This window comes from Flaviflexus huanghaiensis (assembly GCF_014118685.1).
Taxonomy (GTDB): Bacteria; Actinomycetota; Actinomycetes; order Actinomycetales; family Actinomycetaceae; genus Flaviflexus; species Flaviflexus huanghaiensis.
In genome coordinates this window covers 178,040-204,724 of record NZ_JACFAK010000003.1, presented here as the reverse complement: position 1 = coordinate 204,724, position 26,685 = coordinate 178,040, and the positions used below count along the sequence as shown (strand labels likewise).

The window sequence follows — 26,685 nt, the reverse complement described above, 5'->3', positions numbered from 1 at the left end:
TAGCGTGGACCATGAAGGCCTCCTGGTATGTGAAGCGGTTTCTTAGACAGCTCCACTTCACAACAGGAGGCCTTCGCCCTTCAACAGATCACACAGGATTCCCATAACAACGTCCCTGGACATCACACCTAGGCGTTCCGGATTGAGATAGTCACGGGTCCTGCGGAGTAGTCGACGCGATTGAGGATGCTCGCCGGCACTCGGAACACGCGCCCCGGGGCGGCTGGCCAGATCATCCTTATCGACCCGATGAGGCGTCCCGCCTGACGGACCTCGACGACGGGCAGGGGCACATACTTATCGGTCCAGAACAGGAGCTTGCCCCGCGCGGGGCGAACATCGCGCGGTCGGATAATGTTCGGGCTCACCCAGCGCAGCGGCGCATCGACGGTGAGGCCGACTCCGGCGGGGTGCTCGGTGATCCCGCCGAGGTAGGCGAGCACCTGGTCGACAACGTGCTCGCCGTCAAGTGCCGCGACGTCGGCGGTGTCGACCGGGTGAAGCAGGTTACCGATCGCAAAGACTCCGGGTTTCGAGGTGCGCAGACCGCTGTCGACCATTGGGGATTTTGCCACCGGATCCATGTCCAACCCCGCCATCCGTGCGAGCTCATGGTCGGGAACCCAGTCACCGGTGAAGACAACGATGTCAGCGTCGATCACGCTCCGCTCCCCCGTCCTGCTGTTCTCGATTTCGACGCCCGAGACAGTCCGCTTGCCGATAACGCGAGTGACAGCCGAGTTCGTCACGACTCGAGTGCCGAAGAGGAACCGGCCGGGACCGCGGAAGATTCGATACGACTCGCTCTTGGGGTAGTGGGAAATGAGTGCGACCGGTTTCGCACCAGCCTCCCTCAGTGTCAGGGCTGCCGACCAGGAGACAAGCTCACCGCCGACGATGACGGCACGGCCGTGCAGCTTCTCCCCGTGGAGGTGAACCATGTTCTGGAGTTGCCCTGTTGTGAGGACTCCGGAGGGGCGGTCTCCGGGAATGCGGCGCGCCATCCGTGGGCGTTCGCGAGCGCCTGTTGCGAGGATCGTGACCGAGGGCGCGATCGCGAACCGGCCCTGCGGGCTCGTCACAACAAGCGTTCCGTCTGCTTGGAATTCTGTCACCTGGGTGTGAGTCATGATCTCGGCGCCAGCCTGCTTCGCTTTCTCAAGGAGAATCGCGGCGTAAGCAGGCCCGGACATGAACCGCGTCATATCTCTCATCCCGTAACCGAGATGCTTGGAGTGGCGCGGGATACCACCGGCTTCTGATTCTCGTTCGACGACGAGGACATCGACCGTCCTGGCGAGGCCCGCGGCGGCCGCGAGGCCAGCGGGTCCGGCCCCGACGATGAGAACAGTAGGAGTCAGAGTTTTCATATCACATTCCTCGTTCCTTGAACTGCGCGGTGATCTCTGCGCCGCAGAAAAAGCCCTGGCACCGCCCGTTCATCGCTCTCGTCCGTCGTCGCAGACCGTTGATCGTTGTCGGTGGAATCGTCGAGTTCATGGCGTCTCTGATCTCGCCTCGCGTCACCCGTTCGCAGAAGCAGATGATCTCCCCGTAAGCGGGATCAGAGTCGATAAGTTCCTCGTTCGCGAACGGTCGTACCTGATGTTCGCCCAGCGGCGGCATGGTCGGCGGATCCGGAAGCCCCTCGCGTTCGCTCAGTTCCAATCCTTGGCCGGCGAGCATGTTCATGACGTATCTGCTGACCGCCATCGCGGATGTCAGTCCGGTCGAGCGGATCCCGGCAGCAATGAGGTACCGCTGAGCCGCATCCACCTCGATGAGATAGTCGGCGAGATCGTGGGCCGCCCTCAACCCCGCGTACGAGCTTGTCACCTCTTCCTCGAGTAACTGAGGAAAGATGTGGGCACCCTTCTGCATAAGAAAGTCAAAACCGTCCTCTGTCGTCGACGTGTCGAGCCGGTCCGTCCCATCGTCAGCGGTGGGGCCGAGCATGACGTTGCCGTAGACGGTCGGGCTGACGAGGACGCCCTTGCCTTTCGTTGACGGGACGGCGAGAACGATCTTGTCGACAAGCTCAGCGGACAGCTTGTCGTAGACGAAGAGCTCGCCCTTGCGTGGATGGATATGGATCCTGTCGTACCCGAACCGCTGATCGAGAATGTCGCCGCCGAGTCCAGCGGCGTTGATGACCCACCGAGCCTCAATATCGCCCCGGTTCGTCCCGAGAATCGTTGTGTCCTCGCGAACTGTCACGGCAGTGACCTCGTGCTCGAGGAGGAGGTCTGCTCCCCTTGTCACCGCCTCGGTCGCGAACGCGAGCGGCAACGACCACGCATCGATGATTGACTCATCCGGCACGGTCAAGCCGCCACGGACCCCCACGCCCAGGTGCGGGAGCATGTCATAAACCTGCTCGGCGTCGATAATTTCCGACGCCACATATCCGTTCTTGACAGCCTTCTCCTGAAGAGAGGCGAGTGTCGCCTCTTCTTCCTCATCCCAGGCGACAAGCACGGCGCCACAACGCTTCACAGCAACGCCCGTCTGCTCACAGTAGTCCTGCGTCAGAAAAAAACCTTCGCGGACGAGGTCGGCCTCGAGGGTGCCCGGTGAGGCGTCGAAACCGGTGTGCAGAATCGCCGTGTTTGCCTTCGACGTCCCCTCACACACATCCTCTCGAACGTCGAGAAGAGCGACGGTCCCTGTCGCCGCGAGGTCGCGGGCGACCGCGGAGCCGATGACTCCGGCTCCGACTACCGCAAAGTCATAAATCTTCTTCGCTTTCATCGCGGACTCCTTCGTCTTAAAGGTCAAGGTTCGCTTCGACTGCCGCCACCCAGCGCCTGCGGAACTCGAGGGCGTCCTCGGCGGAGATTGACGGCTCGTACGTCGCTTCTGGCTCCCACGCGTACGGTGCTTCCTCGACCGTCATATCCGGGTTGAGTGCGAGTCTCATCGCTGCCGCTACACCGAGTGCAGTCGCATGAGCCGAAGGGTAGGTGTCGATCGGCACCTGGAGCAGGTCGGATTGGATTTGCATGAGCACCTTCGACTTCGTCAGCCCGCCGTCCACCTTGAGTCTGGCGATGGGGGCGCTACCCTCATCAGCGATAAGAGCGGCAAGTTCGGCCACCTGTGCGCTGATACCCTCGAGGACAGCGCGAGTGACTTCGGCGCGGCCGGTCGACAGTCTCATTCCCGTGAGAAAAGCACCGGCGTCAGAGCGCCACCACGGCGCTGCGAGCCCCGCGAAGGACGGCCCGCACAGAACGCCGCCCGAATTGTCTGCCGCGATCTCGTCGAGCTCCTTCGCGTCGGAGATGATGCCCATGTCCTTCATCCATCGCACCGCGGTCGCCGCCGTGTACACCTGTCCGTCGACGCAATACGACGTCTGGCCACGCAGTGTCCATGCAACTGATGTCGTTAGGCCGGTGTCGAACCGGTGGGCGTCACTGCCGGTGTTGACGAAGAGGAACGCGCCGGACCCGTACGTGCATTTGCTGTCTCCTCGCTCCAGGCAACTCTCGGCGAGTAGCGCAGCCTGCTGATCGACCATGAGTCCGCCGACGGGAATCTCCCCGCCAAACACATTCGTCATCCCAACAATTGCATCTGACCCGACGAGGCGCGGCATCGGCTCATCCTGCAGCCCAAATATCTCGCGAAGCTCATCGCTCCATTCGACCGTGTCGATATCGAGGAGAAGCGAACGGGACGCTGTCGACGTGTCGGAGACGAACTCGCCCGTGAGCCGGTAGGCCAGCCACGCGTCCGTCATCGTCACGACGCCCTCTCGTGTGAGATTTTCTCGGACCCATGCGAGCTTTGGTGCCGCAAAATAGGTGTCGAGAACAAGCGCTGTCAGCTCGTGAATGCGGTCCTTCTTGTCGGCAAGCCGATCGACAATCCCCTGAGAACGCTTGTCCATCCAGTTGATGCAAGGGGTGAGAGGCTCACCGGTCTCCGGGTCCCACGCGAGAACGGTCTCGCCGACGTTCGCCAGAGCAACACCCTCAATTGGCTTCCCCGCTTGGGCCATGGCTTCCCGTCCCGCGTCGACGACCGAGCGGTAGAGTTCTTCCGGATCCTGTTCGACAGCATCTGGCGACGGGTGCGTGAGTGTCACCGGCTTTTCAACAATCGCGTGAATGCCATCGTCATCGACGACGATGGCTTTCGAGCCGGACGTTCCCTGGTCGAGTGCGAGGATGGCCATGGTTTTCTCTCTTTCGGTCGTCATTGACCCGTTGGCTCAGGCGAGGAGCAGGTGTGCTCCGCTCTCCTGAAGTGTCGTCATGTGGTCGGCAGGTAGACCTGCGTTGGTGGCGATATAGGACGGCGCTTCGACGCCGCACAGTCGGTAGGGTGCGATGCGGCCGATCTTCGATGAGTCGGCAACGATGATCGACATCGTTGAGTTGGCCAGAACAGCTTTTTTCACGTGCATCTCATCGAAATCGAAGTCAGTAACACCCGCGCGGGCGTCGATTGCACCGGTGGAGATAATGGCGATCTCGGGATAGAGGGAATCGAGGAACGATGTCGCCATGCTGCCCGACAGCGAAAGCTCTGACTTTCGTAGCTTTCCACCTGAAACAATGATGTCGGCGTGAGGCAGATGGGCGAGGGTCGCGACTGCCCTCAGAGATGCGGTGATGATCGTTCCGGAAAATGTTCGCGGAATGGCTCTGGCAAGAGCCTCGACCGTCGTGCCGAGATCGAGGAATACGGTCGAATCGTCCGGTATGAGGGTGACGACTCTGTCAGCTATTCGGAGCTTCTCTGATGCGGCGACATTCTCGCGTTCGGAATGCGGAGGCTCCGTCGAGGCCGAAACTCTCACTGCTCCCCCGTACACCCGTTTGAGGAGAGAACGCTTTTCAAGTTCGAGGAGATCTCGACGTACGGTCTCGACAGACACCCCGTACCTCTTCGCGATCTCGTCCGTCTCAATCCCGCCCCACACGCGCAGATCCTCGAGTATGAGACCTCTGCGTTCTTGGGCAAGCACAATTCCTCCTCGAATGTGTCTCTTGAACCATAACCTGATCCACAGAATCGGGCAACAATCCACAGCAAGGTGGCATGAACGTCGTCCCGGCCCGGTTGGATGTCCTCCCTCACGACCTGTTCTAGCCCGGCAACGCAAAGGGGCGGCCAGCATAGCCGACCGCCCCTCACTCTTCCCGTCTAGAAGGCGGGGATGACCTCGCCGTTGGGGTAGGTCTCGGTGATGAAGTCAGCGACTTCCTGCGAGTGCAGCAGTTCCTCGAGAGTGGCGATCGCGTCAGCCTTCTCAGAATTAACGCGCCACGCGAGGACGTTGGCGTAGGGGTTGTCCTCGCCCGACTCGATGGCGATTGCATCCTCGGAGGGGATAAGGCCACCCTCGAGCGCAAAGTTGCCGTTGATGATGGAAATCGCGACCTGGTCGAGGGTACGGGGCAGGTTCGGTGCCTCAACTTCGACGAACTCAAGGTTCTTCGGGTTGTCGGTGACGTCATAGATGGTCGGGTTCTCGACCGAGGAGTCGACCGTGACGATGCCGTTGTCCTCGAGGAGCCAGAGGGCGCGGGCCTGGTTCGACGGATCGTTAACGAGCGACACCTTTGCGCCATCCGTCAGCTCGTCAAGGGACTCGAGCGACTCGGAGTACACACCGTAGGGCTCGATGTGAACGCCCTTGCCGTGCTCGAAATCGAAGCCATTCTCTTCGACCTGAACGTCGAAGTAGGGCACGTGCTGGAAGAAGTTCGCGTCGAGATCGCCCGCGTCAAGATTGCGGTTGGGCAGGACGTAATCGGAGTATTCAACGATCTCAATAGCGATGCCCGCCTCTTCGGCGAGATTCTCGTTGATAAAGGCGAGGATGTCGGCATGCGGCACCGGAGAGGCACCCACGGTCAAGGTTACGAGCTCGCCATCGGCAGCGGTGGTCTCCTCGGGGGTCTCCTCATCAGAGGAGCAGGCGGTCAGGGTGAGTGCAGCAACGGCTGCGAGCGCGATGAATGTGCGGCGCATAGTTTCGGTTCCTTTGTTATGTGATGACGGGATGTGCGAGTTCATGCGTCCCGGTACGCGGAGACTCAGCGGTGGTCCACGTACCGGCTGAGCATGTCGCCAAGCGTCTGGACGATCTGAACGATAACGATGATGACGACGATCGTGATGACAAGAACGTCGAGGAAGTAGCGTTGGTAGCCGTAGTTGTATGCCAGCGCACCGAGGCCGCCGCCGCCGACCGTGCCGCCCATCGCCGAGAATCCGATGATCATGATGATGAGAACCGTGATCGACTGGATGATGCCGGGCAGGGCCTCGCGCAGGATGACGTCAGCCATGATCCGTGTCCGCGTCGCGCCCATCATCTGGGCAGCCTCGATCTTGCCGGAATCAACGGCGAGAAGATTCGTCTCGACAAGCCGTGCGAAGAACGGGATCGATCCGATCGCAAGCGGAAACACCATTCCCCGCCACCCGATGTTCGTCTGCATAACCCAGTCCGTGACCGGAAGCAGAATGATGAGAAGAATGATGAACGGGATCGACCTGCCAATGTTGACGATCGCTGACAAGATGAGATTGAGAATTGGCGCTGGCCTGATGCCATTCTTCGCGCTCGTCACAAGCAGGATGCCGAGCGGTAGCCCGAACACGACGGTTGCGAGGGTCGACCATCCGACCATGAGGAGGGTCTCCGCCGTCGCGTCCCATAGCGAGTTCTGGATAACGGGCTGGTCGAACCACAGCATCTCTGTCCTCATGCTGCACGCTCCTCCGCGTCGATCCCCTGCGCGAGCAGAGTCGCCACGGTCTGGGCCGATGTCTCGGGATCGGTCGCAATGACAAGGCGGGCAATCTGGTTCTCGCCGTGCGTCTCAAACGTTCCTGCCGTCACATCCCCGCCCAGCTCTGCGATGACACCGAGCACATGCGAGCTCGAGGGCTCTCCTGGCCGAGACGTGAAAGCGACGTCGATGAGAACCTTCCCCTCTGGCGGGTCGTCGACCCGCGGCGGCGGCACAATGGCACGCCCGAGGCGCGAGGACGTATCAGCGACAATCTCGCCGACATCTCCGGACTGGACGACGCGGCCTTCTTCGAGAAGGGTGACACTGTCACACGTATCCCGAACGACTGACATCTCGTGCGTGATGATGACGACGGTGACGCCGGTCTGGTCTCGGACATCCTTGATCAGCGTGAGGATCTGCTCCGTTGTCTGGGTGTCGAGCGCCGATGTGGGCTCGTCGCACAGCAAGACCGCGGGACGTGCCGCTAGTGCGCGCGCGATGGCGATGCGTTGACGCTGCCCGCCAGACAGCTGCGACGGGTAAGAGTTACCTCGATCTCCGAGACCGACGAGGTCGAGAAGCTCCTGGACGCGCTCACGCTTATGGCCGCGGTCGAGGCCAGCGACCTTCAGCGGATAGGCAATGTTCTGGCCCGCTGTGCGAGCATCGAGCAGATTTCCGCCCTGAAACACCATTCCGATGGAGCGGCGTGCGATCCGGAGCTCTTTCGGGCTCAGCGCAGACAGGTCCTGTCCATCGACCCAAATGTGGCCCTCGGTTGGCTTCTCGAGAGCTGTGAGACAGCGGATCAGCGTGGACTTGCCGGCGCCCGATTGTCCGACGATGCCGTGGATCTCTCCCGGAGGGATCGTGAGATCGATACCGTCAAGGGCAACAACGGGCCCGGGGTAGAGCTTCCGCACTCCATCCAACGTGATCATGTATCTCCTCCATCGGTCCTGGCGGTAGCACCGAACAGTCTTCGGTTGCTGCAGCGTCGTCGAGCCAGGTCTCTCGGCTGCTCTTGATGGTCACCCCATTAGACACACACCCCGGTAGGGCACGTGCGGACGTCTCACATGACGAAACGGCCGGTGCGCCATATCGAGGCTACCCCGTCTTCGATGGGCCCAGATTCCGTGCCACCGCAGGGCTCAGGGCTGTGAGGTGAGACGGCAGGCGCCACTCTGCGTGGATGAGGGCACTCCGTTGGTACCCGCCTCCCGCGCTCCGACGCTCAGGGAAGGTGCTCCGCTCGCCTGATCGGACGCAAATCGGCCCGTGTGGGAGGCCGACCGAGTGGTGGCGCGGAGTTTATCTCTCGTCGCGAGTGGCGGGGTCCCAGTCCCCGAGGGGGCGCTGGGGTAGCGCGAGGATCGCACTCACCTCGGCGTCAGTCAATTCCACCTGGACTGCCTCGAGGTTGAGTCGTCTGCGTTTCTCGCTTGTCGAGCGGACGATGGGGATCGTGCCAATGGTGCGATGCCAGGCGAGGATTGCCTGGGCTGGTGTGATCCCGTGCGCGTGCGCGGCTGCGACGATCGGTTTCTTTTCGAGGAGGTCCGCGCCCTTCGACAGCGGCGACCAGGCCTGGATGGCGATACCGCGCCGTTCGAGCTCGTGCCTCAACTCGGCTTGATGGATGCCGGGGTCGACGTGGATTTGGTTCACTGCGGGAACGAGACCGGTTTCCTTCCTTATCGTGTCGAGGTGCTCCGGAAGGAAGTTAGAGACGCCGATTGTGCGCACGAGGCCGGCGTCCTGTGCCTTCGCCATCTCCTCGAACGCACTCGCGTACAGGCCGAGCATTGGGAGCGGCCAGTGGATCATCCACACGTCAATGTAGTCAACGCCGAGCTCAGACAGGCTTTCCTCGAGTGCCTCCCGCACCCTGCCATGATCGTTGCCCCGTAGCTTCGTTTGGATGATGACATCCTCGCGGGCGATGCCGCTGGCCCTGATGCCCTCGCCGACGGCACGCTCGTTCTCGTACCTCGTCGCGGTGTCAATGAGGATGTACCCGGCTTCAATGGAAGCAGCGACAGCGCTTGCCGCCTCACGACCTTTGAGCGGTGACGTCCCAAAACCAATATCGATGGACTCGAAATCAACCTGTGTGTTCACGGTCACAGGCTATCAATGGCTCAGGGCGCAGGCGAGAGGTCACAGCGTGCTGCCCGAGTTGGCACACATCCTACGTTCGAGAGAGCACATCGTCGCTGAGAAGAATGACAAACTCGTGATCCTCGGTGAGAACGTTGAGATATCCTGCATCGACGCTGAGGACGTATCCGGTGACCGTGCCGTCGGTGGTCTCGATCTCTTCCTTCGGAACCCAGGGTGTCTGGACGAACGCTGCGATGAGGAGCGCCGCCAGCCCTGCGGTTAATCCCGCCCGGGCGAGGGCCGTCGAGACCGAACGGCGTAGCCGGTTGGTCGAAGGCAGTCGGTGGATAAGGAATAGTGTTGCGAGCACGGCGGCCACTGCCGCCGGAAGCCACCATAGGTTGTAGCTCGTCGTGAGCGCGATGAGGACGAGCAGATTGAGGATGGCGAGCAGGATCATGCCTTGCCGGTGCTTGCCGGTCCCCCACAACGAGCCAGCAATGAATGGTGGCAGGACGCATACTAAAAGGATGGCCGTCGCCACGTAGCTTGCCATGAGCGATCCGAAGACGAGAGCTAGCCCATCGTCGAATCCGAGGGTGGTGCTGACCAAGAACGCGGTGTTCCAGTCGTAGTCAGAAACGGCGAAGACTCGTAGTAACAAAAAGGCGAACGCCCACGCGGTCACCTGGGCGACCCCAGAACCCTCCCGATCGCCCGCAACGGACTTCGGTGCCTCCACGTTCTGCTCATTGGAGCTGGCTGTCATGTGCAGACGTTACCACCTACGGGGAAAATTCAAAGCCCCTGAGGCAAGGTAAACCGGGCGGATGCTTGCAAAATAATGTTTCGGAGCGAGGCCTGTGGTCTCGTTGTTTCCCGATTGACGGGGCACGGTTGCCGAGCAGAATCGCCGTTGCACGGAGTTTTCAACGGTCTCGTCAGCGTCGGCGATGTGGAGGGCGAGCCATGTTGCCGACCAGCACATCACGCGGGCTTCCGCAGCTACTGCAGAGGCTTCGGCCTCGTCTAATCGAACGGATCAACAGCCGACTGTGGGGCGTCGTGTCAATTGCTCGCCCCGGTGATCACCTTGGTAGCGCCCTCCTGCGGATTGGCGCACAAGCAACACACCTGTGTCGGTGGCGCCCTTTCCGTCGCAAACTCGGTCGAGTACGGACGCCGGAAATCTCGACATACACGTATGCCCCGGCCTGGGCCGGGGCATACGAATGAGATCTCAGCGATCAGGCGAGGATCTTCGTGACCTTGCCTGAGCCAACGGTGTGGCCACCCTCGCGGATGGCGAAACCGAGGCCCTCTTCCATCGCGATGGGCTGGATGAGCTCAACGGTCATCTCAGTGTTGTCGCCGGGCATAACCATCTCGGTGCCCTCGGGCAGCGTGATGACGCCGGTGACGTCCGTCGTACGGAAGTAGAACTGCGGGCGGTAGTTGGAGAAGAACGGGTTGTGACGGCCGCCCTCTTCCTTCTTCAGCACGTAGGTCTGCGCCTCGAACTTGGTGTGCGGGGTGATGGTGCCCGGCTTGCAGACGACCTGGCCGCGCTCGACCTCTTCGCGCTTGATACCGCGGATGAGGAGACCACAGTTCTCGCCAGCGTCCGCGTGATCCATCTGCTTGTGGAACATCTCGATACCGGTGACGGTGGTCGTCATCGGCTTCTCCTTGATGCCGAGAATCTCGACATCGGAGTTGATCTGGAGCTGACCGCGCTCGACACGGCCGGTGACGACGGTGCCGCGACCGGTGATCGTGAAGACGTCCTCAATCGGCATGAGGAAGGGCTTGTCGAGCTCGCGGACGGGATCCACGAAGTAGGTGTCGACCTGCTCCATGAGATCCTCAATGGACTTGACCCACTTCTCATCGCCCTCGAGGGCCTTGAGAGCCGAGATCTGCATGACGGGCGCGTCATCGCCGTCGAAGCCCTGCGAGGAGAGAAGGTCGCGGACCTCCATCTCGACGAGCTCGAGGATCTCTTCATCGTCGACCATGTCCGACTTGTTCAGCGCAACAATAAGCTGCGGAACGCCAACCTGGCGGGCGAGGAGAACGTGCTCACGCGTCTGCGCCATGGGGCCGTCCGTGGCAGCGACAACGAGGATCGCGCCGTCCATCTGAGCCGCGCCGGTAATCATGTTCTTGATGTAGTCGGCGTGACCGGGGGCGTCAACGTGTGCATAGTGACGCTTCTCGGTCTGGTACTCGACGTGCGAGACGTTAATCGTGATGCCGCGCTGACGCTCCTCGGGAGCGTTGTCGACCTGGTCGAACGGGGTGAACTCGTTCAGGTCCGGGAACTTGTCCGCAAGAACCTTCGAGATGGCAGCGGTGGTCGTCGTCTTGCCGTGGTCGACGTGACCGATTGTGCCGATGTTCATATGCGGCTTGGACTTATCGTACTTGGCCTTGGCCACTGGTCCTCCTGGGGGACTCGGGTAGTTTCACTGCGTTTCAAAGGATACAGGAGCATCCTCGGGGCGAAGCGATCTACTGTCGGTTAATTTCCTTACAAACGACCTAGGCTCACTCGCCCCGGGTCTTCTTGATGATTTCCTCGGAGACGTTCCTCGGAACCTCCGCGTACGTCGCGAACTGCATGGAGTACACCGCGCGTCCCTGCGTCTTCGAGCGCAGGTCACCGACGTAGCCGAACATTTCAGACAGCGGAACTTGGGCGCGCACAATCTTGATGCCGGTCGCGTCCTCCATGGACTGGATCATGCCGCGGCGGGAGTTCAAATCGCCAATGACATCGCCCATGTACTCTTCGGGAGTGCGAACCTCAACATCCATGATCGGCTCGAGCAGGACCGGGTCGGCCTGCTTGATGCCCTCGCGGAACACACCCTGGCCGGCGATCTTGAACGCCATTTCAGAGGAGTCGACGTCGTGGTACGCGCCGTCAAGGAGCGTCGCCTTCACACCCACCATCGGGTAGCCGGCGAGGATACCGTTCTCCATCGCAGCCTGGATGCCCTGATCGACCGACGGGATGTACTCGCGAGGAACGCGGCCGCCTGTGACAGCGTCGACGAACTCGTACATCGGGCCGTCTTCAATCTGCGGCAGCGGCTCGAACGCCACCTGGACCTTCGCGAACTGGCCGGAGCCGCCCGTCTGCTTCTTGTGCGTGTAGTCGATCTTGTCGACCTTGCGGCGGATCGTCTCTCGGTACGCAACCTGGGGTGCGCCGACGTTCGCGTCGACCTTGAACTCGCGCTTCATGCGGGTCACAAGAATGTCGAGATGGAGCTCGCCCATACCGCCAATGACGGTCTGGCCGGTTTCTTCGTCCAGGCGCACCGAGAAGGTTGGATCTTCTTCGGCGAGACGCTGAATCGCGGTGCCGAGCTTCTCCTGGTCGCCCTTCGACTTCGGCTCAATGGCAACGTGGATGACGGGCTCGGGGAACGTCATCGACTCGAGGATGACCTGCTTCTGCGGGTCGCAGAGGGTGTCGCCCGTCGTCGTGTTCTTGAGCCCGATAACAGCGTAAATGTGGCCCGCGTGAGCGACATCTACCGGGTTCTCCTTGTTTGAGTGCATCTGGAAGATGCGGGAGATCCGCTCCTTCTGGCTCTTCGTCGAGTTCTGGATCTGTGAACCGGCCTCGAGCCTGCCCGAGTACACGCGGATGTACGTGAGCTTGCCGAAGAACGGGTGGACAGCAACCTTGAACGCGAGGGCCGCGAACGGCTCGTCTTCGGAGGCCTTCCGGACGATGACCTCATCCTCGTTGTTGACGGCGTAGCCCTCGATGGCAGGCACGTCGAGCGGGGACGGCAGGTAGTCGATGACTCCGTCGAGCATCGGCTGGACGCCGATGTTCTTGTAGGCGGAGCCGCAGAACACCGGGTATGCGTCACCGGCGATCGTCAGCTTGCGGATGGCGCCCTTGATCTCATCGATCGTGAGCTCTTCACCGCCGAGGTACTTGTCGAGCAGATCCTCGTCGGTCTCGGCGACCGACTCAAGGAGTTCCGCGCGAGCAGCTTCGACCGCGTCGAGCATGTCGGACGGGATCTCCTCTTCGACGACGACCGTGCCGTACGTCTTCTCGCCATTCTCGTCCTCGGTCGGGAAGCGGTACGCAACCTGACGGATGACGTCGACGACACCCGAGAGCTCGTTCTCGGCGCCGATGGGGAGCGTGACGACGAGCGGAGTCGCCTTGAGGCGATCGCGGATCGTGCCGACCGTGAACTCGAAGCTGGCGCCCAGCTTGTCCATCTTGTTGACGAAGCAGATGCGGGGCACGTTGTACTTGTCCGCCTGACGCCACACGGTCTCCGACTGAGGTTCGACGCCCTCCTTGCCATCGAAGACGGCGACGGCGCCATCGAGGACGCGCAGCGAGCGCTCGACCTCGACCGTGAAGTCGACGTGACCGGGGGTATCGATGACGTTGATCTGGTTGTTCTTCCAGAACGCGGTCACCGCAGCCGACGTGATCGTGATGCCGCGGTTCTTTTCGTCTTCCATCCAGTCGGTGGTCGACGCGCCATCATGGGTCTCGCCCATCTTGTAGTTGATGCCGGTGTAGAAAAGAATACGCTCGGTCGTTGTCGTCTTGCCGGCATCGATGTGGGCCATGATGCCGATATTGCGGACCTTCGTAAGGTCGGAAAGCACTTCCTGTGCCACTGTTCAGCTCTCTTCGGTTCGAGTTGGTCGGACGGCCGCTTACCAGCGGTAGTGGGCGAAGGCCTTGTTAGCCTCGGCCATGCGGTGGGTGTCTTCGCGGCGCTTAACTGCGGCGCCAAGACCATTCGAGGCGTCGAGAATCTCGTTCATGAGGCGATCGGTCATCGAGTTCTCGCGACGCTGCCTGGAGTAATCGACAAGCCAGCGGAGAGCCAGCGTGGTGGAGCGCCCGGGCTTGACCTCGACAGGCACCTGATAGGTGGCGCCGCCGACGCGGCGGGAGCGGACCTCGAGAGATGGCTTGATGTTGTCCATCGCGCGCTTGAGAACCTCGACGGGATCCTGTCCCGACTTCTCGCCGACGCCCGAAAGGGCACCGTACACGATGGCCTGGGCGACAGACTTCTTGCCGTCCCGCAGCACGCGGTTGACGAGCTGGGTGACGACTTCCTGGCCGTAAACGGGATCGACGACGATCGGGCGCTTCGGAGCGGGGCCTTTACGGGGCATTACTTCTTCTCCTTCTTGGCGCCGTAGCGGGAGCGTGCCTGCTGGCGGCTCTTGACACCCTGGGTGTCGAGGGAGCCGCGAACGATCTTGTAGCGGACACCGGGGAGGTCCTTCACACGACCGCCGCGGACGAGCACGATCGAGTGCTCCTGAAGGTTGTGACCTTCGCCGGGGATGTACGCGGTGACCTCAATGCCGGTCGACAGACGAACGCGGGCGACCTTGCGAAGAGCCGAGTTCGGCTTCTTGGGGGTAGTTGTGTAAACGCGGGTGCACACCCCACGACGCTGCGGGCTACCCTGGAGGGCCGGCGTCTTGGAGGCGCCTGGCTTCGTTGACCGGCCCTTGCGGACCAGCTGCTGAATAGTGGGCACTCTATCTCCTGCTCAGTAAACATGGTGGATGAAGGACTGACCTGTCCCATGACGATCCGGTCTATCGCAGCAACGCCGAGCCGTCTCCTTGCTTACGGGTGCAACTCCCGCGCGCGAGGAACGTTCGTCAAAACGAACGCCGTATATCAGATTAGCCGGATGTCTTAGCCAAGGTCAAAGGAATGGCCTGCATCGAGCGGTGGTGCTCGACACAGGCCAAACCCTTAGGTGGTTAGCGCACGGCGCTGCCGGAGTCAGTTGCCGGTGAACGCCGGGCCGTAACCCGAGTACCCGGTGCCGTACAGACCGGAACCGAAGTCGAGACCGTCGTAGGGGTCGAGATCCTGACGGATGAAGCCCGTCATCTTCTCAAACTCTAGACGTGCCTCGGTCGTCGGCTCCGCGGTGACGGTGCGCAGCTTCTCCAGACCGGTGCCGGCCGGGATGAGCTTACCGAGGATGACGTTCTCCTTGAGTCCGTTGAGCGGATCACGCTTCGCGCTGAGCGCGGCCTCGGTGAGAACCTTCGTCGTCTCCTGGAACGATGCAGCCGACAGCCACGAATCGGTCGCGAGCGACGCCTTCGTGATGCCCATGAGCTCGGGACGCGCCGTCGCAGGCTTGCCGCCGCGGGCTACAGCCTCGCGGTTTGCGGACTCATAATCCTTGACGTCGGCCAGCTCGCCTGGCAGCAGGTTCGTGTCGCCGGACTCGATGACCGTGACGCGGCGAAGCATCTGCCGGACGATGACCTCGATGTGCTTGTCGTGGATCTCCACGCCCTGCGAGCGGTAGACGGCCTGGACCTGGTCGACCAAGTAGAGCTGTGCCCTGCGACGAGTCGAGATGCGGAGCACCTTCTTCGGGTCGACTGAACCCTCGGTGAGCTGCTCGCCCACGGCGACATGCTGGCCATCCTCGACGAGGAGCTTGACCGAGCGAGAGACCTGATAGGACAGATCATCGCCGCCATCGTCACGCGTGATGACGATCTGACGAGACCGCTCGCCGTCCTCAATCGCGACGGTACCAGCCGCCTCCGTGATCGGCGCCTCACCCTTCGGGGTGCGGGCCTCGAACAGCTCCTGAACGCGGGGCAGGCCCTGCGTGATGTCGTCAGCCGAGGCGACGCCACCCGTGTGGAACGTCCGCATTGTCAGCTGCGTGCCGGGCTCACCGATCGACTGTGCCGAAACGATACCGATCGCTTCGCCAATGTCGACAAGAAGGCCCGTCGCGAGCGAGCGGCCGTAGCACATGGCGCAGGCGCCGGTGCGGGAGTTACACGTGAGGACCGAGCGGACCATGACCTCGTCAAGACCCGCGCAGAACAGGCGCTCGATCTCAACGTCGCCGAGATCGGTGCCTGCCGCGACGATGACATTGCCATCGGCGTCCGTCACGTCCTGGGCAAGCGTACGAGCATAAACCGACGTCGGGACGGTCGAGTCGAGGCGGCGAACGCCCGTCTCGTCCACGTGGGCGATCCGGTTCGTCAGACCCCTCGTGACACCGCAGTCGTGCTCCCGGATGATGACATCCTGAGCGACGTCAACAAGGCGACGGGTGAGGTAGCCCGAGTCGGCCGTGCGCAGAGCAGTATCGGCGGTTCCCTTGCGGGCGCCGTGTGTTGCCGAGAAGTACTCGAGAACCGACAGTCCTTCGAAGTAGTTCGACTTGATCGGGCGGGAGATAATCTCGCCCTTCGGGTTGGCGACGAGACCTCGCATGCCAGCAAGCTGACGGACCTGGGTCCAGTTGCCGCGCGCACCGGACGTCACCATCCGGTTAACCGAGTTGTCCTTCGAGAAGTTGTTCCTCATTTCCTGAGCAACGTTCTCCGTCACCTCCGACCACAGGTCTGACAGGTCGCGACGGCGATCCGCATCCTCGATCATGCCGTTCTCGAACAGCTCTTCGATCTTCGCGGCCTGCTCCTCAGCCTCTTCGAGGATGCCAGCCTTGGACTCGGGAACTTCGATATCGGCAAGCGAGATCGACACGCCGGAACGTCCTGCCCAGTAGAATCCAGTCGACTTCAGCGCATCGAGCGAGGCGCCGACATCGACCTTGTGGTAGCGCTCGGCGAGCTCGTTGACGATCGCTCCGAGACGCTTCTTGTCCACCGTCTCGTTGACGTACGGGAACTGGACCGGAAGGGCGTCGTTGAAGAGCGCACGGCCGAGCGTCGTCTCGAGAAGGATCGGATCTTCATCCGACCAGCCCTCGGGAGCAACCCAGCCGCGGGGCGGCACAAGCTTCGGGAAACGAATGAGGACGGTGTCGTTGAGACCGACCTCGCCGTTGTCGAACGCCATGATGGCTTCGCCGACCGAAGAGAACCTGCGGCGGTCATCGCCCGTCACTTCGGTCTCACTCGTCAGGTGGAACAGTCCGATGATCATGTCCTGAGAAGGCATGGTGACCGGCCGGCCATCCGACGGCTTGAGGATGTTGTTGGCCGACAGCATGAGGATGCGGGCCTCAGCCTGCGCCTCTGCCGACAGCGGCAGGTGGACCGCCATCTGGTCACCGTCAAAGTCCGCATTGAAGGCCGCACAGACGAGCGGGTGTAGCTGGATGGCCTTACCCTCAACAAGCTGCGGCTCGAATGCCTGGATGCCGAGACGGTGAAGCGTCGGTGCGCGGTTGAGGAGAACCGGGTGGTCGGTGATGACCTCTTCGAGGATGTCCCACACCTCGGAGCGCTGACGCTCAATGAGGCGCTTCGCAGCCTTGATGTTCTTCGCGACCTGCTGGTCGACGAGACGCTTCTGCACGAACGGCTTGAACAGCTCGAGCGCCATGGCCTTCGGCAAACCACACTGGTGAAGCTTGAGTGTGGGGCCAACGACGATGACCGAACGGCCCGAGTAGTCGACACGCTTACCGAGAAGGTTCTGGCGGAACCGGCCCTGCTTGCCCTTGAGCATGTCCGACAGCGACTTGAGCGGACGGTTGCCGGCGCCCTGGACGGGGCGACCGCGGCGGCCATTGTCGAACAGTGCGTCAACGGCCTCCTGAAGCATCCGCTTCTCGTTGTTGACCATGATCTCTGGCGCATCAAGGTCGATCATGCGCTTGAGACGGTTGTTGCGGTTGATGACGCGACGGTACAGATCGTTGAGATCCGATGTCGCGAACCGGCCGCCGTCGAGCTGGACCATGGGACGCAAGTCCGGCGGAATGACCGGGAGCACGTCGAGGACCATCGACTCCGGCTTCGTGCCGGTCGTGCGGAACGCATTGACGACCTTGAGCCGCTTGAGCGCGCGAGTCTTTCGCTGCGCCGTGCCGGTCTTGATCGTCTCCTGGAGGATCTCAGCCTCAGCTTCGAGATCGAAGGTACGCAGGCGGGCCTGGATGGCCTCGGCGCCACGGGACGCCTCGAAGTACATGCCCCAACGGCCGTACATTTCGCGGTAAATGTCCTCATCGCCCTCAAGGTCGCCGACCTTGAGCTTCATGAAGCGGTCCCACACCTCTTCGAGGTGATCACGCTCCGCCTCGGCGGCCTTCCGGAGCTGACCCTGCTCCTTCTCGCCCGCCTCCTGGATCGACTTGCGCTCCTTGGCTGTCGCGTCGGAGGCTTCGGCCTCTTCAAGTTCCTGCTCCATCCGCTGCGCAACATTCTCGATGTCGACGTTCATCTGGTTCTCAATTTCCTTGAGTTCCAGGTCGACTTCGCCGCGCAACTCTGGCATCGACTCCGAGCGGCCCTCCTCATCGACGTCCGTCACCATGTAGGCGGCAAAGTAGATGACCTTCTCGAGGTCCTTCGGAGCGATGTCGAGCAGGTACCCGAGACGGGAGGGGACACCCTTGAAGTACCAGATATGGGTGACGGGCGCTGCGAGCTCAATGTGGCCCATGCGTTCGCGACGGACCTTCGCGCGGGTGACTTCCACACCGCAACGCTCGCATTCGATTCCCTTGTAGCGGGGACGCTTGTACTTACCGCACGCACACTCCCAGTCCCTCGTGGGACCGAAAATGCGCTCGCAGAACAGGCCGTCCTTCTCGGCCTTCAGCGTGCGGTAGTTGATTGTTTCAGGCTTCTTCACCTCGCCGTGCGACCACGAATGCACGTCCTGTGCGGTCGCAAGCGAAATATGGAGTTCATCAAAAAGGTTGACGTCGAGCAAGATTCCTACTTCTTCCTTCTGCACCCTGCCGCGGAGAGGGCTGGGTGGGCGCACAGCCCAGCCCTTGCTCCGAGATCAGAATTCCATTGCACCGAAGTCTTCGAGGCCGGTGGAGAGCCTGGGCGTCTCGCGGGGCCTGAAGTCGTCTTCGGTATCCTGCAGGTTAATGGTGTTGCCGCTGGCGTCGAGCGCCTCGACGTTCAGGCACAGAGAGCGCATCTCTTGGATGAGAACGCGGAACGACTCTGGGATCCCCGGCTCGGGGATGTTATCGCCCTTGACGATCGCCTCGTAGACCTTCACGCGGCCGACCGTGTCATCCGACTTGATGGTGAGCATCTCCTGGAGGGTGTGCGCGGCCCCATAGGCCTCGAGCGCCCACACCTCCATCTCGCCCAGTCGCTGGCCGCCGAACTGGGCCTTACCGCCGAGCGGCTGCTGGGTCACCATCGAGTACGGACCAGTTGAACGTGCATGAATCTTGTCATCGACAAGGTGGTGCAGCTTGAGCATGTACATGTAGCCGACCGAGATCTCCTCGGGGAACGGCTCGCCGGAGCGACCATCGAACAGCTTCGCCTTGCCGTCACTACCGACCATATGCATGCCATCGCGGTTGGGTAGTGTCGCGCCGAGTAGACCCTCAATCTCATCCGGCTCGACACCGTCGAAAACGGGAGTCGCCACGGTCTGTCCGGGGGCGCCGGTGATCGCAGCTTCGGGTAGGCGTAGTGCCCACTCCTCGCCGTCCTCACGCGCCTGCGTCGCATCCCAGCCGTTCGCGGCAATCCACCCGAGGTGAAGTTCGAAGACCTGACCGAGGTTCATACGGCCCGGAACACCGAGGGGGTTGAGGATGATGTCGACCGGGGTACCGTCCGGCATGAACGGCATGTCCTCGACGGGGAGGATGCGGGAGATAACGCCCTTGTTGCCGTGACGTCCAGCCATCTTGTCGCCGATCGTGATCTTGCGACGGGTCGCAACGTAGACGCGGACGGTCTGACGGACATCAGCCGCCAGCTCATCATCGTTCTCAGCCGAGAACTCGCGGACGCCGATGACGATGCCGGACTCGCCGTGCGGAACTCGCAGCGACGTGTCGCGAACCTCTTTGGCCTTCTCGCCGAAGATGGCGCGCAGGAGGCGCTCTTCGCTCGTCAGCTCGGTCTCACCCTTCGGGGTGATCTTGCCGACGAGGATGTCGCCTGCGTTAACCTCTGCGCCGATGCGGATGATGCCGCGCTCGTCAAGGTTGCCGAGAACCTCCTCAGAGACGTTCGGGATGTCCCGCGTGATCTCTTCGGGACCGAGCTTCGTGTCACGAGCATCAACTTCGTGTTCCTCGATATGAATCGAGGTCAGCGAGTCATCGGTCACGACCCGCTGGGACAGGATAATCGCGTCCTCGAAGTTAAAGCCTTCCCACGCCATGAAGGCGACAAGGAGGTTACGGCCGAGCGCGAGCTCTCCGTTCTCGGTCGCCGGACCGTCGGCAAGGATCGTGCCAACCTCGACACGATCACCTTCCGAGACGACAACCTTCTGGTTGTAACAGTTGCCCTGGTTAGAGCGCTCAAACTTCGTGATCCGGTAGGAGCGGTAGTCGCCGTCGTCAGTCGCGATGCGGACAAGGTCTGCCGACGCTTCGACGACCGAGCCGGCAACGTCTGACACGAGAACCTCTCCTGCGTCAGCGGCGGCGCGTGCCTCCATGCCGGTTCCCACGAGCGGGGCGTCGGTGCGGAGGAGCGGAACAGCCTGGCGCTGCATGTTTGCACCCATGAGGGCGCGGTGAGCATCGTCGTGCTCAAGGAACGGAATCATGGCCGTACCAACTGACACCATCTGGCGTGCCGAGACGTCCATGTAGTCGATGTCGTCGATCGCGAGGAGAGCGGGCTCGCCGCCAGCCTCACGACAGAGCGCTTCCTCGTCCATGAACGTGCCGTCATCGTTGAGACGGTCGGTTGCCTGGGCGATGCGGGCGCGGTCCTCATCGTCGGCAGTAAGGTACACAATCTCGTCTGTCACAACACCACCGACGACCTTGCGGTACGGGGTCTCGAGGAAACCGAACGAGTTGACACGGGCGAATGTTGCGAGCGATCCGATGAGGCCGATGTTCGGGCCCTCCGGTGTCTCGATCGGACACATGCGTCCGTAGTGGGACGAGTGAACGTCACGGACTTCCATGCCCGCACGGTCACGGGCGAGACCGCCCGGGCCGAGCGCTGACAAGCGACGCTTGTGCGTGAGCCCGGACAGCGGGTTGTTCTGGTCCATGAACTGCGACAGCTGAGAGGTTCCGAAGAACTCCTTGATCGCGGCCACGATTGGACGGATGTTGATAAGCGAGGACGGCGTGATCGCCGCGGCCTCCTGCGTCGTCATCCGTTCGCGGACCATACGGTCGAGTCGCGACAGGCCGGTGCGGACCTGGTTCTGGATAAGCTCTCCGACGGCCCGAATACGACGGTTGCCGAAGTGGTCGATATCGTCGAACTCGATTGCAACATCGTGCGGACCACCGCAGTTCGCCTCCGCGCGGTCGGCGTGCAGAGCAAGGATGTAGTGGATCGCACCGACGATGTCCTCGAGCGTGAGCTGACGGCTCTTGTTCTCGTGGTCGAGGCCGAGCTTCTTGTTGATCTTGTAGCGACCAACCTTCGCAAGGTCGTAGCGCTTGTCCGACAGGTAAAGGTTGGTCAGGAGGTTTTCACCGGCGCGTGCGGTCGGCGGCTCGCCCGGACGCAGCTTGCGGTACACATCCGTCAGCGCCTCTTCCTTCGTCTGGACCGTGTCCTTCTCGAGGGTGTCGATGAGGATCGGGTAGTCGGCGAACTCCTCGCGGATCTCCTCGTCGGTCATTCCCCAGGCCTTGAGGAAGTGGGTGACGGACTGCTTGCGCTTGCGGTCGACGCGGACACCGACGGCATCGCGCTTGTCAATCTCGAACTCGAGCCAGGCACCGCGGGAGGGGATGAACTTTGCTGTGTAGATGAGCTTGTCCGACGTCTTGTCGCGCTCGTTCTCGAAGTACACGCCAGGGGAACGAACAAGCTGCGAGACAACGACACGCTCGGTGCCGTTGATGATGAAGGTGCCGCCCGGGGTCATGAGCGGGAAGTCGCCGAGGAACGTGGTCTGGGACTTGATTTCGCCCGTCTCACGGAAGTAGAAATCCGCCTTGACGTACAGCGGGGCGGAGTAGGTAAGGTCCTTCTCCTTGCACATCTCTACCGTGTACTTCGGAGGTTCGAGCTCAGGCTCGTAGAATGACAGAGTCATCGTGTTTGCCGAGTTGACAATCGGAGAGACCTCTTCGAAGACCTCTTCCAGACCGGACTTCTCGGATGGATCAGCATTCGCTCGCCATTCTGGTGAGCCGATAAGCCAGTTGAAGCTGTCGGTTTGCAGACCGAGCAGATCAGGCGCCTGCATAGGCTCCTTGATCTTGGCGAAAGAAACGCGAGCCTTCCGGCTACGCGAAGCGGATGCTGTCGAATTAGGCGAAGCAGCCAAGTGGGATCCCTTCCCTGGAGATGGTAAGGCGTGACTCACGCGTGCAGGGCTGGATCGGCGTCGCTTTCGCTCGGATCTCCCGAAGATATACGTCACCCCACACAAGTGAGCGCAAATAATAAATGTACACCGTCAACGCAGGACGGTCCAGCCCCTGCGCCTGTGCAAGGGGTCACGGGTGAGCAGGATACCGGGCCTGCTCTCGTTATGCCAATGCGTGCTGCTCGATCTTGTCCGTGTGGGCGGAGCCGTCGTGCCACTATCTGGAAGGTACACGGAATTCTCCGCTTTTTCCAGCGTACCCCGCCGCGAGAGACAAGCAGTTGAGATAGGACACCGGTCGGTCGCACGTTGCTCCCGCGCAGCCCCCTGTCGCTAGCCGATTATTCCTCCTCTGGCGCGTGATCGCGCCACTTTGGAACACCATCCGCGAGCGCCGTCCGCAGTCCTAGGTCCCACGATGGCGCGAGGGCCACATCTACGATGGGGTCATTATGAGCAAGCCAGTCAATGAAGCCCCGGCTCGAACGCGGCGCAGGAAAGAAAGCTCCCTCTCCCGGACCCAACTCGTTGGACTGGTCACGGGACTTATTGCCTTCACGTTCCCCCTCGTTATCGACATCCCCGGCCTTGAGGAACCCGGCGAGCGAATGCTCGCCATCTTCTTCCTCGCGATCGTCTTTTGGATCACCGAAGCGATCCCCCTGGTCGCAACGGCGGTCCTCGTCATCTTCCTCCAGGTCCTCATGGTGTCAAGCGGCGCCATCATCGACCCTGGCGGGACCGTCGACGCGTTACCAGCCTCCGATTATTTCGCCGCGCTAGCAAACCCGGTCATCATCCTGTTCCTTGGCGGGTTCATGATTGCCGAGGGCGCGGAGAAGTACCGTCTCGATCGCAACATCGCCGCCGTCCTTCTCAAACCCTTCGCCGGTTCCATCAGGATCACGATCCTCGGGCTCATGATCATCACGGCTCTGCTGTCGATGTTCATGTCGAACACGGCGACGACGGCGACGATGTTCGCAGTCATCATGCCGATCATCGCGAGCCTGAAGGACGCCAAATCGAAGGCCGGTCTCGCGCTGTCGATCCCGCTCGCGGCGAATGTTGGCGGCATCGGCACGCCGGTCGGCACTCCCCCGAACGCGATCGCGCTCGGCGCTCTTGAGGAGCGCGGCATCCACGTCTCCTTCGTCGAGTGGATGATCATGGCGCTCCCGCTTGTGCTTGTCGTCCTCTTCGCGTCGTGGTTCCTGCTCAGCGCACTCTTCCTGCCGAAGGAGGGGAAGATCGAGGTCGAGCTCGGAAAGAACTGGGAAACGTCCCGCAATGCGAAGCTGTTTTACGTCATTACGGGCCTCACAATCTTCCTGTGGATGACAGAGCCGTTCCACGGTGTCTCGTCGAATACCGTCGGCTTCTTCCCCGTTGTCGCACTGCTGTCTCTGCGAGTCATGGAAGGCGCGGACGTCAAAAAACTCGACTGGCCCGTCCTCTGGCTCGTCTCGGGTGGCATCGCCCTCGGCACCGGCGTTGGAGCGACCGGCCTCGACGTGTGGATGGTCGACTCGATCCCATGGGAGACCTTCTCCCCCACCCTCCTTCTCTTTGTTTTCGGAATGATCGGTCTCGGCCTCGCCAATGTCATTTCCCACTCGGCGGCCGCCAACCTCCTCGTCCCCCTCGCGGTGACGCTCGCGGTCTCGCTCGACAGTATCGGGGTCATCGTCGTCGCTGTCGTCGTCGCGGTTGCGACATCCTTCGGCATGTCCTTGCCGATCTCAACACCACCGAATGCGATCGCCTACTCGACGGGCCAAGTGTCGGTCAAGAACATGGCGATCGTCGGCGTCATCGTCGGCCTCGCAGCAACTCTTCTCCTCATTTTCGCCATGCCGCCACTATGGGAGCTCATGGGGCTCGTATGACGTCGTGGGGTCTCATCATTGGGAGCAGCCAGAACGCCCATCGTGCGGTGTCCCGGCTCCTCTCCCACCCCTGCAGGTGCACTGTCGTCCATCTGCCGACCGCAGCCGCCGCCGAGGAGTGGCTCGACGGGCTTGCCCCCGATGATCTCCTTGTCTACGTGTGCGCAAGTTTTCCGTCCTCAGAGGGCAATCCAGACGCGGTGCTCGTCCCCATTGTCGATCGCTTTCCGACCGTCCGTGTCGTCCTTCTGTCAAGCTCACCGAGCGTCGATGGTGTTGCACGACTCGCCGACCGAGGGAAGCTCGACCTCATCGTTCATACAGACAACCTCGACTCTGAGCTCTTTCTCCAGGACATGGCCGATCAGGTGCGACGCTTCGCGGAGAGTAGCAGCCTCGACACCGTCCGCCATGCGCCGACGAAAGAGACGTTCATTTTCTCCACTCCCCTGTCGGACGATGAGGTCATGGCGCAGATCGTCGCCGGCATCGACGATTGCCTTGGCTATCAGCCGCGAGTGACCGTCCCTCCCGGGGTCCGGCTCACCATCGAGGGCACAGCCGTCGAGGAGGCCATGCTCAGCTTGGCGGGCGAAGTTGCGCTCGAACGGGAATCTCACGACGGCAACCTCCTCATGCACCACGCCAGCACAGGCCGAATCATCGGACTGCTCTCCCTCACCGATCGGCGCGAGGCGTTCTTCACGTCGAGAACGACAACCGAGGTTACCGGGGTCAGACTCACGTTCGAACAGCTCAACAGGGTCATCAGAACCCGGCCGGAAACGGCGCTCCTTATCGCCGTCCTCCTCATCCGCTCCCTTGACAGGCGGCTTCGCCGAGCAGAAGACATCCAGGTCGAGAAGGTCGAGCTCATGGCTCAGCTCAGACGCGAACAGGAGGAGCTGCAAGAGACCTACAAACACCTCGAAGACGCTCGCGCCGAGCTCATGGGCCAGGCGCGGTTTGCGACGCTTGGTGAGTTGGCTTCGGGCGTCGCTCACGAGTTGAACAACCCGATCGCGGCGATTATGAGAAGCGTCGATCACCTCGTCGAGGACGTCACACTCGCTGTCGAGAGGGGAGAGTCCGAGGACCTTCAAGCGGCCAGTACTGCGCTTCACGCGTCCCTTCACTCCACGCCTCTCTCGACGAGAGAGGTACGCGAGGAGCGTCGGCAATTGACCGATCTAACAGGCGATGCTCTACTCGCACAGCGGCTCAGCCTCGCCGGAGTAACCGCGGCAATGTTGGAGAGCGTCATGCCGACGAGGATGCCAGCCGGCCGCCGCTCCCAACTCATCGAAGAGGTCGAGCGTGCGTCGTCGATCGGCACAGGACTGCGCAACCTTAGGTCAGCGTCGACAAGGATCAATTCTCTCGTCGATTCGTTGCGCTCGTACGCGCGCCCCGATGGTGATTCTCTGACCGAAATCAAGGTTCGAGAGACAATCGAGGATACGATCAGGCTCCTCTCCCACAGGCTTCGCGGGATCGACGTGGAGCGGGAGTATGCGGACCTTCCGCCCATTTTCTGCCACCCCGCCCAGCTGTCACAGGTGTGGACCAATCTCATCGTTAACGCGGCCGATGCGCTCGCGGATGCCGACAATCCCCTCCTCACGGTCACGACGAGCTCGCCGCGGCCAGGCTGGGTGAGAGTCCGGGTCACGGACAACGGCCCCGGCATCGACCCCGCTACTCTGGAACATATCTTCGAACCGCGATTCACAACGAAAGCCGGGCGCGTTCAGTACGGCATGGGGCTCGGCCTGACGATCAGCAGATCAATCGTCGAACGACACGGCGGCACGATTACTCTCGATTCTCATCCGGGCGGCACTGTCGCCACGGTCGATTTACCTCTGGAGGGACCATGACACTCGCACTACTTATCCTCGACGACGAGCCGGAAGTTCGCGACGCGCTCGAACGCGACCTCATCGACCTGACTGGTGTCATCCGCATCGAGGTCGCCGAGGATGTCGAGGACGCCTGGGGCGTTATCGATGACATCGACCGTGATGGCGATGAGCTCGCCGTCGCCCTCTGCGACCACCGCATGCCAGGGACGACCGGCGTCGAGTTCCTTATCGAGATGATGGGCGACGAGAGGACAGTCCGCACCCGAAAAGTCCTTGTTACCGGCCAAGCCGACCTCGCGGACACGATCAAGGCGGTCAACGACGCTCATCTCGACTACTATCTCGCCAAGCCGTGGACCGCCGAGGAGCTGCGAGAGGTCGTATCCCACTGCATGACGGACTATGTCGAGGACACAGGCATCGATCCCCTCCCGTATATGTCAATCCTCGACCGGGTGCGGGCCATGATGATCATTCGTGACCGCGGTGACCTGTCCTGATCATCCCCAGATACAGGTCTGAGCCCGCGGGCGACGGCCGCGGCGCAAGGCAAGGACGACGAAGCGTGAGTCCGTCAACCGAGTCACCGGACAACTGACTTCACGATTGAGTCGTCAGGATTCCGCGGTATCTCGACTAGCCGCAAAGAGCGCAACCTCGCCTAAGGTCACCGTGCCGACTTTCGTCGTGCACGTAATCCGAGCCGCGTGAAGTTTCGTCAGCACGGACACAGAGGCGCCGAGTGTCTCGAAAAACGGCTACGGAGCTGTGGTGGCACGCATCCCTCGAGCGGGTCA

Annotated in this window: 18 protein-coding genes and 1 riboswitch; of the genes, 3 read left to right on the top strand and 15 right to left on the bottom strand. The window is 61.8% G+C overall.

All coding sequences use genetic code 11. From position 1 onward, the window contains the following. Nucleotides 1-128: 128 nt before the first annotated feature. From H7E91_RS03800 to rpoB, 15 genes are all read right to left on the bottom strand, one after another. On the bottom strand, nucleotides 129-1,370 hold the full coding sequence (locus H7E91_RS03800; RefSeq protein WP_182353776.1) for an NAD(P)/FAD-dependent oxidoreductase: 1,242 nt from the start codon (nucleotides 1,368-1,370) through the stop codon (nucleotides 129-131). Between the two features lies 1 nt (nucleotide 1,371). Continuing rightward, the gene (locus tag H7E91_RS03795) at nucleotides 1,372-2,751 is read right to left on the bottom strand and encodes an NAD(P)/FAD-dependent oxidoreductase (protein WP_182353775.1); all 1,380 of its coding nucleotides are present in this window, start codon (nucleotides 2,749-2,751) and stop codon (nucleotides 1,372-1,374) included. Nucleotides 2,752-2,767: 16 nt separating this feature from the next. Beyond that, nucleotides 2,768-4,183, bottom strand: a complete 1,416-nt coding sequence (locus H7E91_RS03790) for an FGGY family carbohydrate kinase (RefSeq protein ID WP_182353774.1) — start codon at nucleotides 4,181-4,183, stop codon at nucleotides 2,768-2,770. 36 nt (nucleotides 4,184-4,219) lie between these two features. Then, nucleotides 4,220-4,978: a DeoR family transcriptional regulator gene (locus H7E91_RS03785; protein WP_182353773.1), complete on the bottom strand. Its 759-nt coding sequence runs from the start codon at nucleotides 4,976-4,978 to the stop codon at nucleotides 4,220-4,222. 179 nt (nucleotides 4,979-5,157) lie between these two features. Beyond that, entirely contained in the window at nucleotides 5,158-5,988 is an 831-nt protein-coding gene (locus H7E91_RS03780) for a MetQ/NlpA family ABC transporter substrate-binding protein (protein WP_182353772.1), read from the bottom strand. A gap of 65 nt (nucleotides 5,989-6,053) precedes the next feature. Further along, nucleotides 6,054-6,731 carry a methionine ABC transporter permease gene (locus H7E91_RS03775; RefSeq protein WP_182353771.1) on the bottom strand — a complete coding sequence of 226 codons (678 nt, stop codon included), beginning with the start codon at nucleotides 6,729-6,731 and terminating at the stop codon, nucleotides 6,054-6,056. Beyond that, a complete protein-coding gene (locus tag H7E91_RS03770; protein ID WP_182353770.1) occupies nucleotides 6,728-7,702 on the bottom strand; it encodes a methionine ABC transporter ATP-binding protein in 975 nt (324 codons plus the stop codon). The genes H7E91_RS03775 and H7E91_RS03770 overlap by 4 nt, the downstream gene beginning before the upstream one ends. A 6-nt stretch (nucleotides 7,703-7,708) precedes the next feature. Continuing rightward, nucleotides 7,709-7,795, bottom strand: a riboswitch (SAM riboswitch). 280 nt (nucleotides 7,796-8,075) lie between these two features. Next, nucleotides 8,076-8,885, bottom strand: a complete 810-nt coding sequence (locus tag H7E91_RS03765) for an aldo/keto reductase (protein WP_206680340.1) — start codon at nucleotides 8,883-8,885, stop codon at nucleotides 8,076-8,078. 70 nt (nucleotides 8,886-8,955) lie between these two features. Further along, the gene (locus tag H7E91_RS03760; protein ID WP_182353768.1) at nucleotides 8,956-9,636 is read right to left on the bottom strand and encodes a hypothetical protein; all 681 of its coding nucleotides are present in this window, start codon (nucleotides 9,634-9,636) and stop codon (nucleotides 8,956-8,958) included. Nucleotides 9,637-10,114: 478 nt separating this feature from the next. After that, nucleotides 10,115-11,308 (bottom strand): elongation factor Tu, encoded by a 1,194-nt coding sequence (tuf, locus tag H7E91_RS03755; RefSeq protein ID WP_182353767.1) that lies wholly within the window; start codon nucleotides 11,306-11,308, stop codon nucleotides 10,115-10,117. Nucleotides 11,309-11,417: 109 nt separating this feature from the next. Continuing rightward, entirely contained in the window at nucleotides 11,418-13,538 is a 2,121-nt protein-coding gene (fusA, locus tag H7E91_RS03750; protein ID WP_182353766.1) for an elongation factor G, read from the bottom strand. A gap of 39 nt (nucleotides 13,539-13,577) precedes the next feature. Beyond that, the gene (rpsG, locus tag H7E91_RS03745; protein ID WP_182353765.1) at nucleotides 13,578-14,048 is read right to left on the bottom strand and encodes a 30S ribosomal protein S7; all 471 of its coding nucleotides are present in this window, start codon (nucleotides 14,046-14,048) and stop codon (nucleotides 13,578-13,580) included. After that, on the bottom strand, nucleotides 14,048-14,422 hold the full coding sequence (gene rpsL / locus H7E91_RS03740) for a 30S ribosomal protein S12 (RefSeq protein ID WP_126042100.1): 375 nt from the start codon (nucleotides 14,420-14,422) through the stop codon (nucleotides 14,048-14,050). Before rpsL ends, rpsG begins: the two co-directional genes overlap by 1 nt. A gap of 254 nt (nucleotides 14,423-14,676) precedes the next feature. Then, nucleotides 14,677-18,567 (bottom strand): DNA-directed RNA polymerase subunit beta', encoded by a 3,891-nt coding sequence (locus H7E91_RS03735; RefSeq protein ID WP_182353785.1) that lies wholly within the window; start codon nucleotides 18,565-18,567, stop codon nucleotides 14,677-14,679. Between the two features lie 75 nt (nucleotides 18,568-18,642). Further along, entirely contained in the window at nucleotides 18,643-22,092 is a 3,450-nt protein-coding gene (gene rpoB / locus H7E91_RS03730) for a DNA-directed RNA polymerase subunit beta (protein ID WP_182353764.1), read from the bottom strand. Nucleotides 22,093-22,586: 494 nt separating this feature from the next. On the opposite strand from rpoB, the gene H7E91_RS03725 reads away from it, so the two are divergent. From H7E91_RS03725 to H7E91_RS03715, 3 genes are read left to right on the top strand one after another with little or no spacing between them, the layout of a single operon-like run. Beyond that, nucleotides 22,587-24,023 (top strand): SLC13 family permease, encoded by a 1,437-nt coding sequence (locus tag H7E91_RS03725; RefSeq protein ID WP_182353763.1) that lies wholly within the window; start codon nucleotides 22,587-22,589, stop codon nucleotides 24,021-24,023. Further along, nucleotides 24,020-25,903, top strand: coding sequence for an ATP-binding protein (locus H7E91_RS03720; RefSeq protein WP_182353762.1), 1,884 nt, complete (start codon nucleotides 24,020-24,022; stop codon nucleotides 25,901-25,903). The genes H7E91_RS03725 and H7E91_RS03720 overlap by 4 nt, the downstream gene beginning before the upstream one ends. Continuing rightward, nucleotides 25,900-26,388 carry a response regulator gene (locus tag H7E91_RS03715; RefSeq protein WP_182353761.1) on the top strand — a complete coding sequence of 163 codons (489 nt, stop codon included), beginning with the start codon at nucleotides 25,900-25,902 and terminating at the stop codon, nucleotides 26,386-26,388. Before H7E91_RS03720 ends, H7E91_RS03715 begins: the two co-directional genes overlap by 4 nt. Nucleotides 26,389-26,685 lie beyond the last annotated feature (297 nt).

Bases quoted from the DNA above. Each gene is read 5' to 3' on its own strand.
- H7E91_RS03725 (WP_182353763.1), top strand. From the start codon at position 22,587: ATGAGCAAGCCAGTCAATGAAGCCCCGGCTCGAACGCGGCGCAGGAAA.
- H7E91_RS03790 (WP_182353774.1), bottom strand. From the start codon at position 4,183: ATGGCCATCCTCGCACTCGACCAGGGAACGTCCGGCTCGAAAGCCATC.
- H7E91_RS03715 (WP_182353761.1), top strand. From the start codon at position 25,900: ATGACACTCGCACTACTTATCCTCGACGACGAGCCGGAAGTTCGCGAC.
- H7E91_RS03780 (WP_182353772.1), bottom strand. From the start codon at position 5,988: ATGCGCCGCACATTCATCGCGCTCGCAGCCGTTGCTGCACTCACCCTG.
- H7E91_RS03775 (WP_182353771.1), bottom strand. From the start codon at position 6,731: ATGAGGACAGAGATGCTGTGGTTCGACCAGCCCGTTATCCAGAACTCG.
- rpsG (WP_182353765.1), bottom strand. From the start codon at position 14,048: ATGCCCCGTAAAGGCCCCGCTCCGAAGCGCCCGATCGTCGTCGATCCC.
- H7E91_RS03795 (WP_182353775.1), bottom strand. From the start codon at position 2,751: ATGAAAGCGAAGAAGATTTATGACTTTGCGGTAGTCGGAGCCGGAGTC.
- H7E91_RS03720 (WP_182353762.1), top strand. From the start codon at position 24,020: ATGACGTCGTGGGGTCTCATCATTGGGAGCAGCCAGAACGCCCATCGT.
- H7E91_RS03760 (WP_182353768.1), bottom strand. From the start codon at position 9,636: ATGACAGCCAGCTCCAATGAGCAGAACGTGGAGGCACCGAAGTCCGTT.
- H7E91_RS03800 (WP_182353776.1), bottom strand. From the start codon at position 1,370: ATGAAAACTCTGACTCCTACTGTTCTCATCGTCGGGGCCGGACCCGCT.
- H7E91_RS03770 (WP_182353770.1), bottom strand. From the start codon at position 7,702: ATGATCACGTTGGATGGAGTGCGGAAGCTCTACCCCGGGCCCGTTGTT.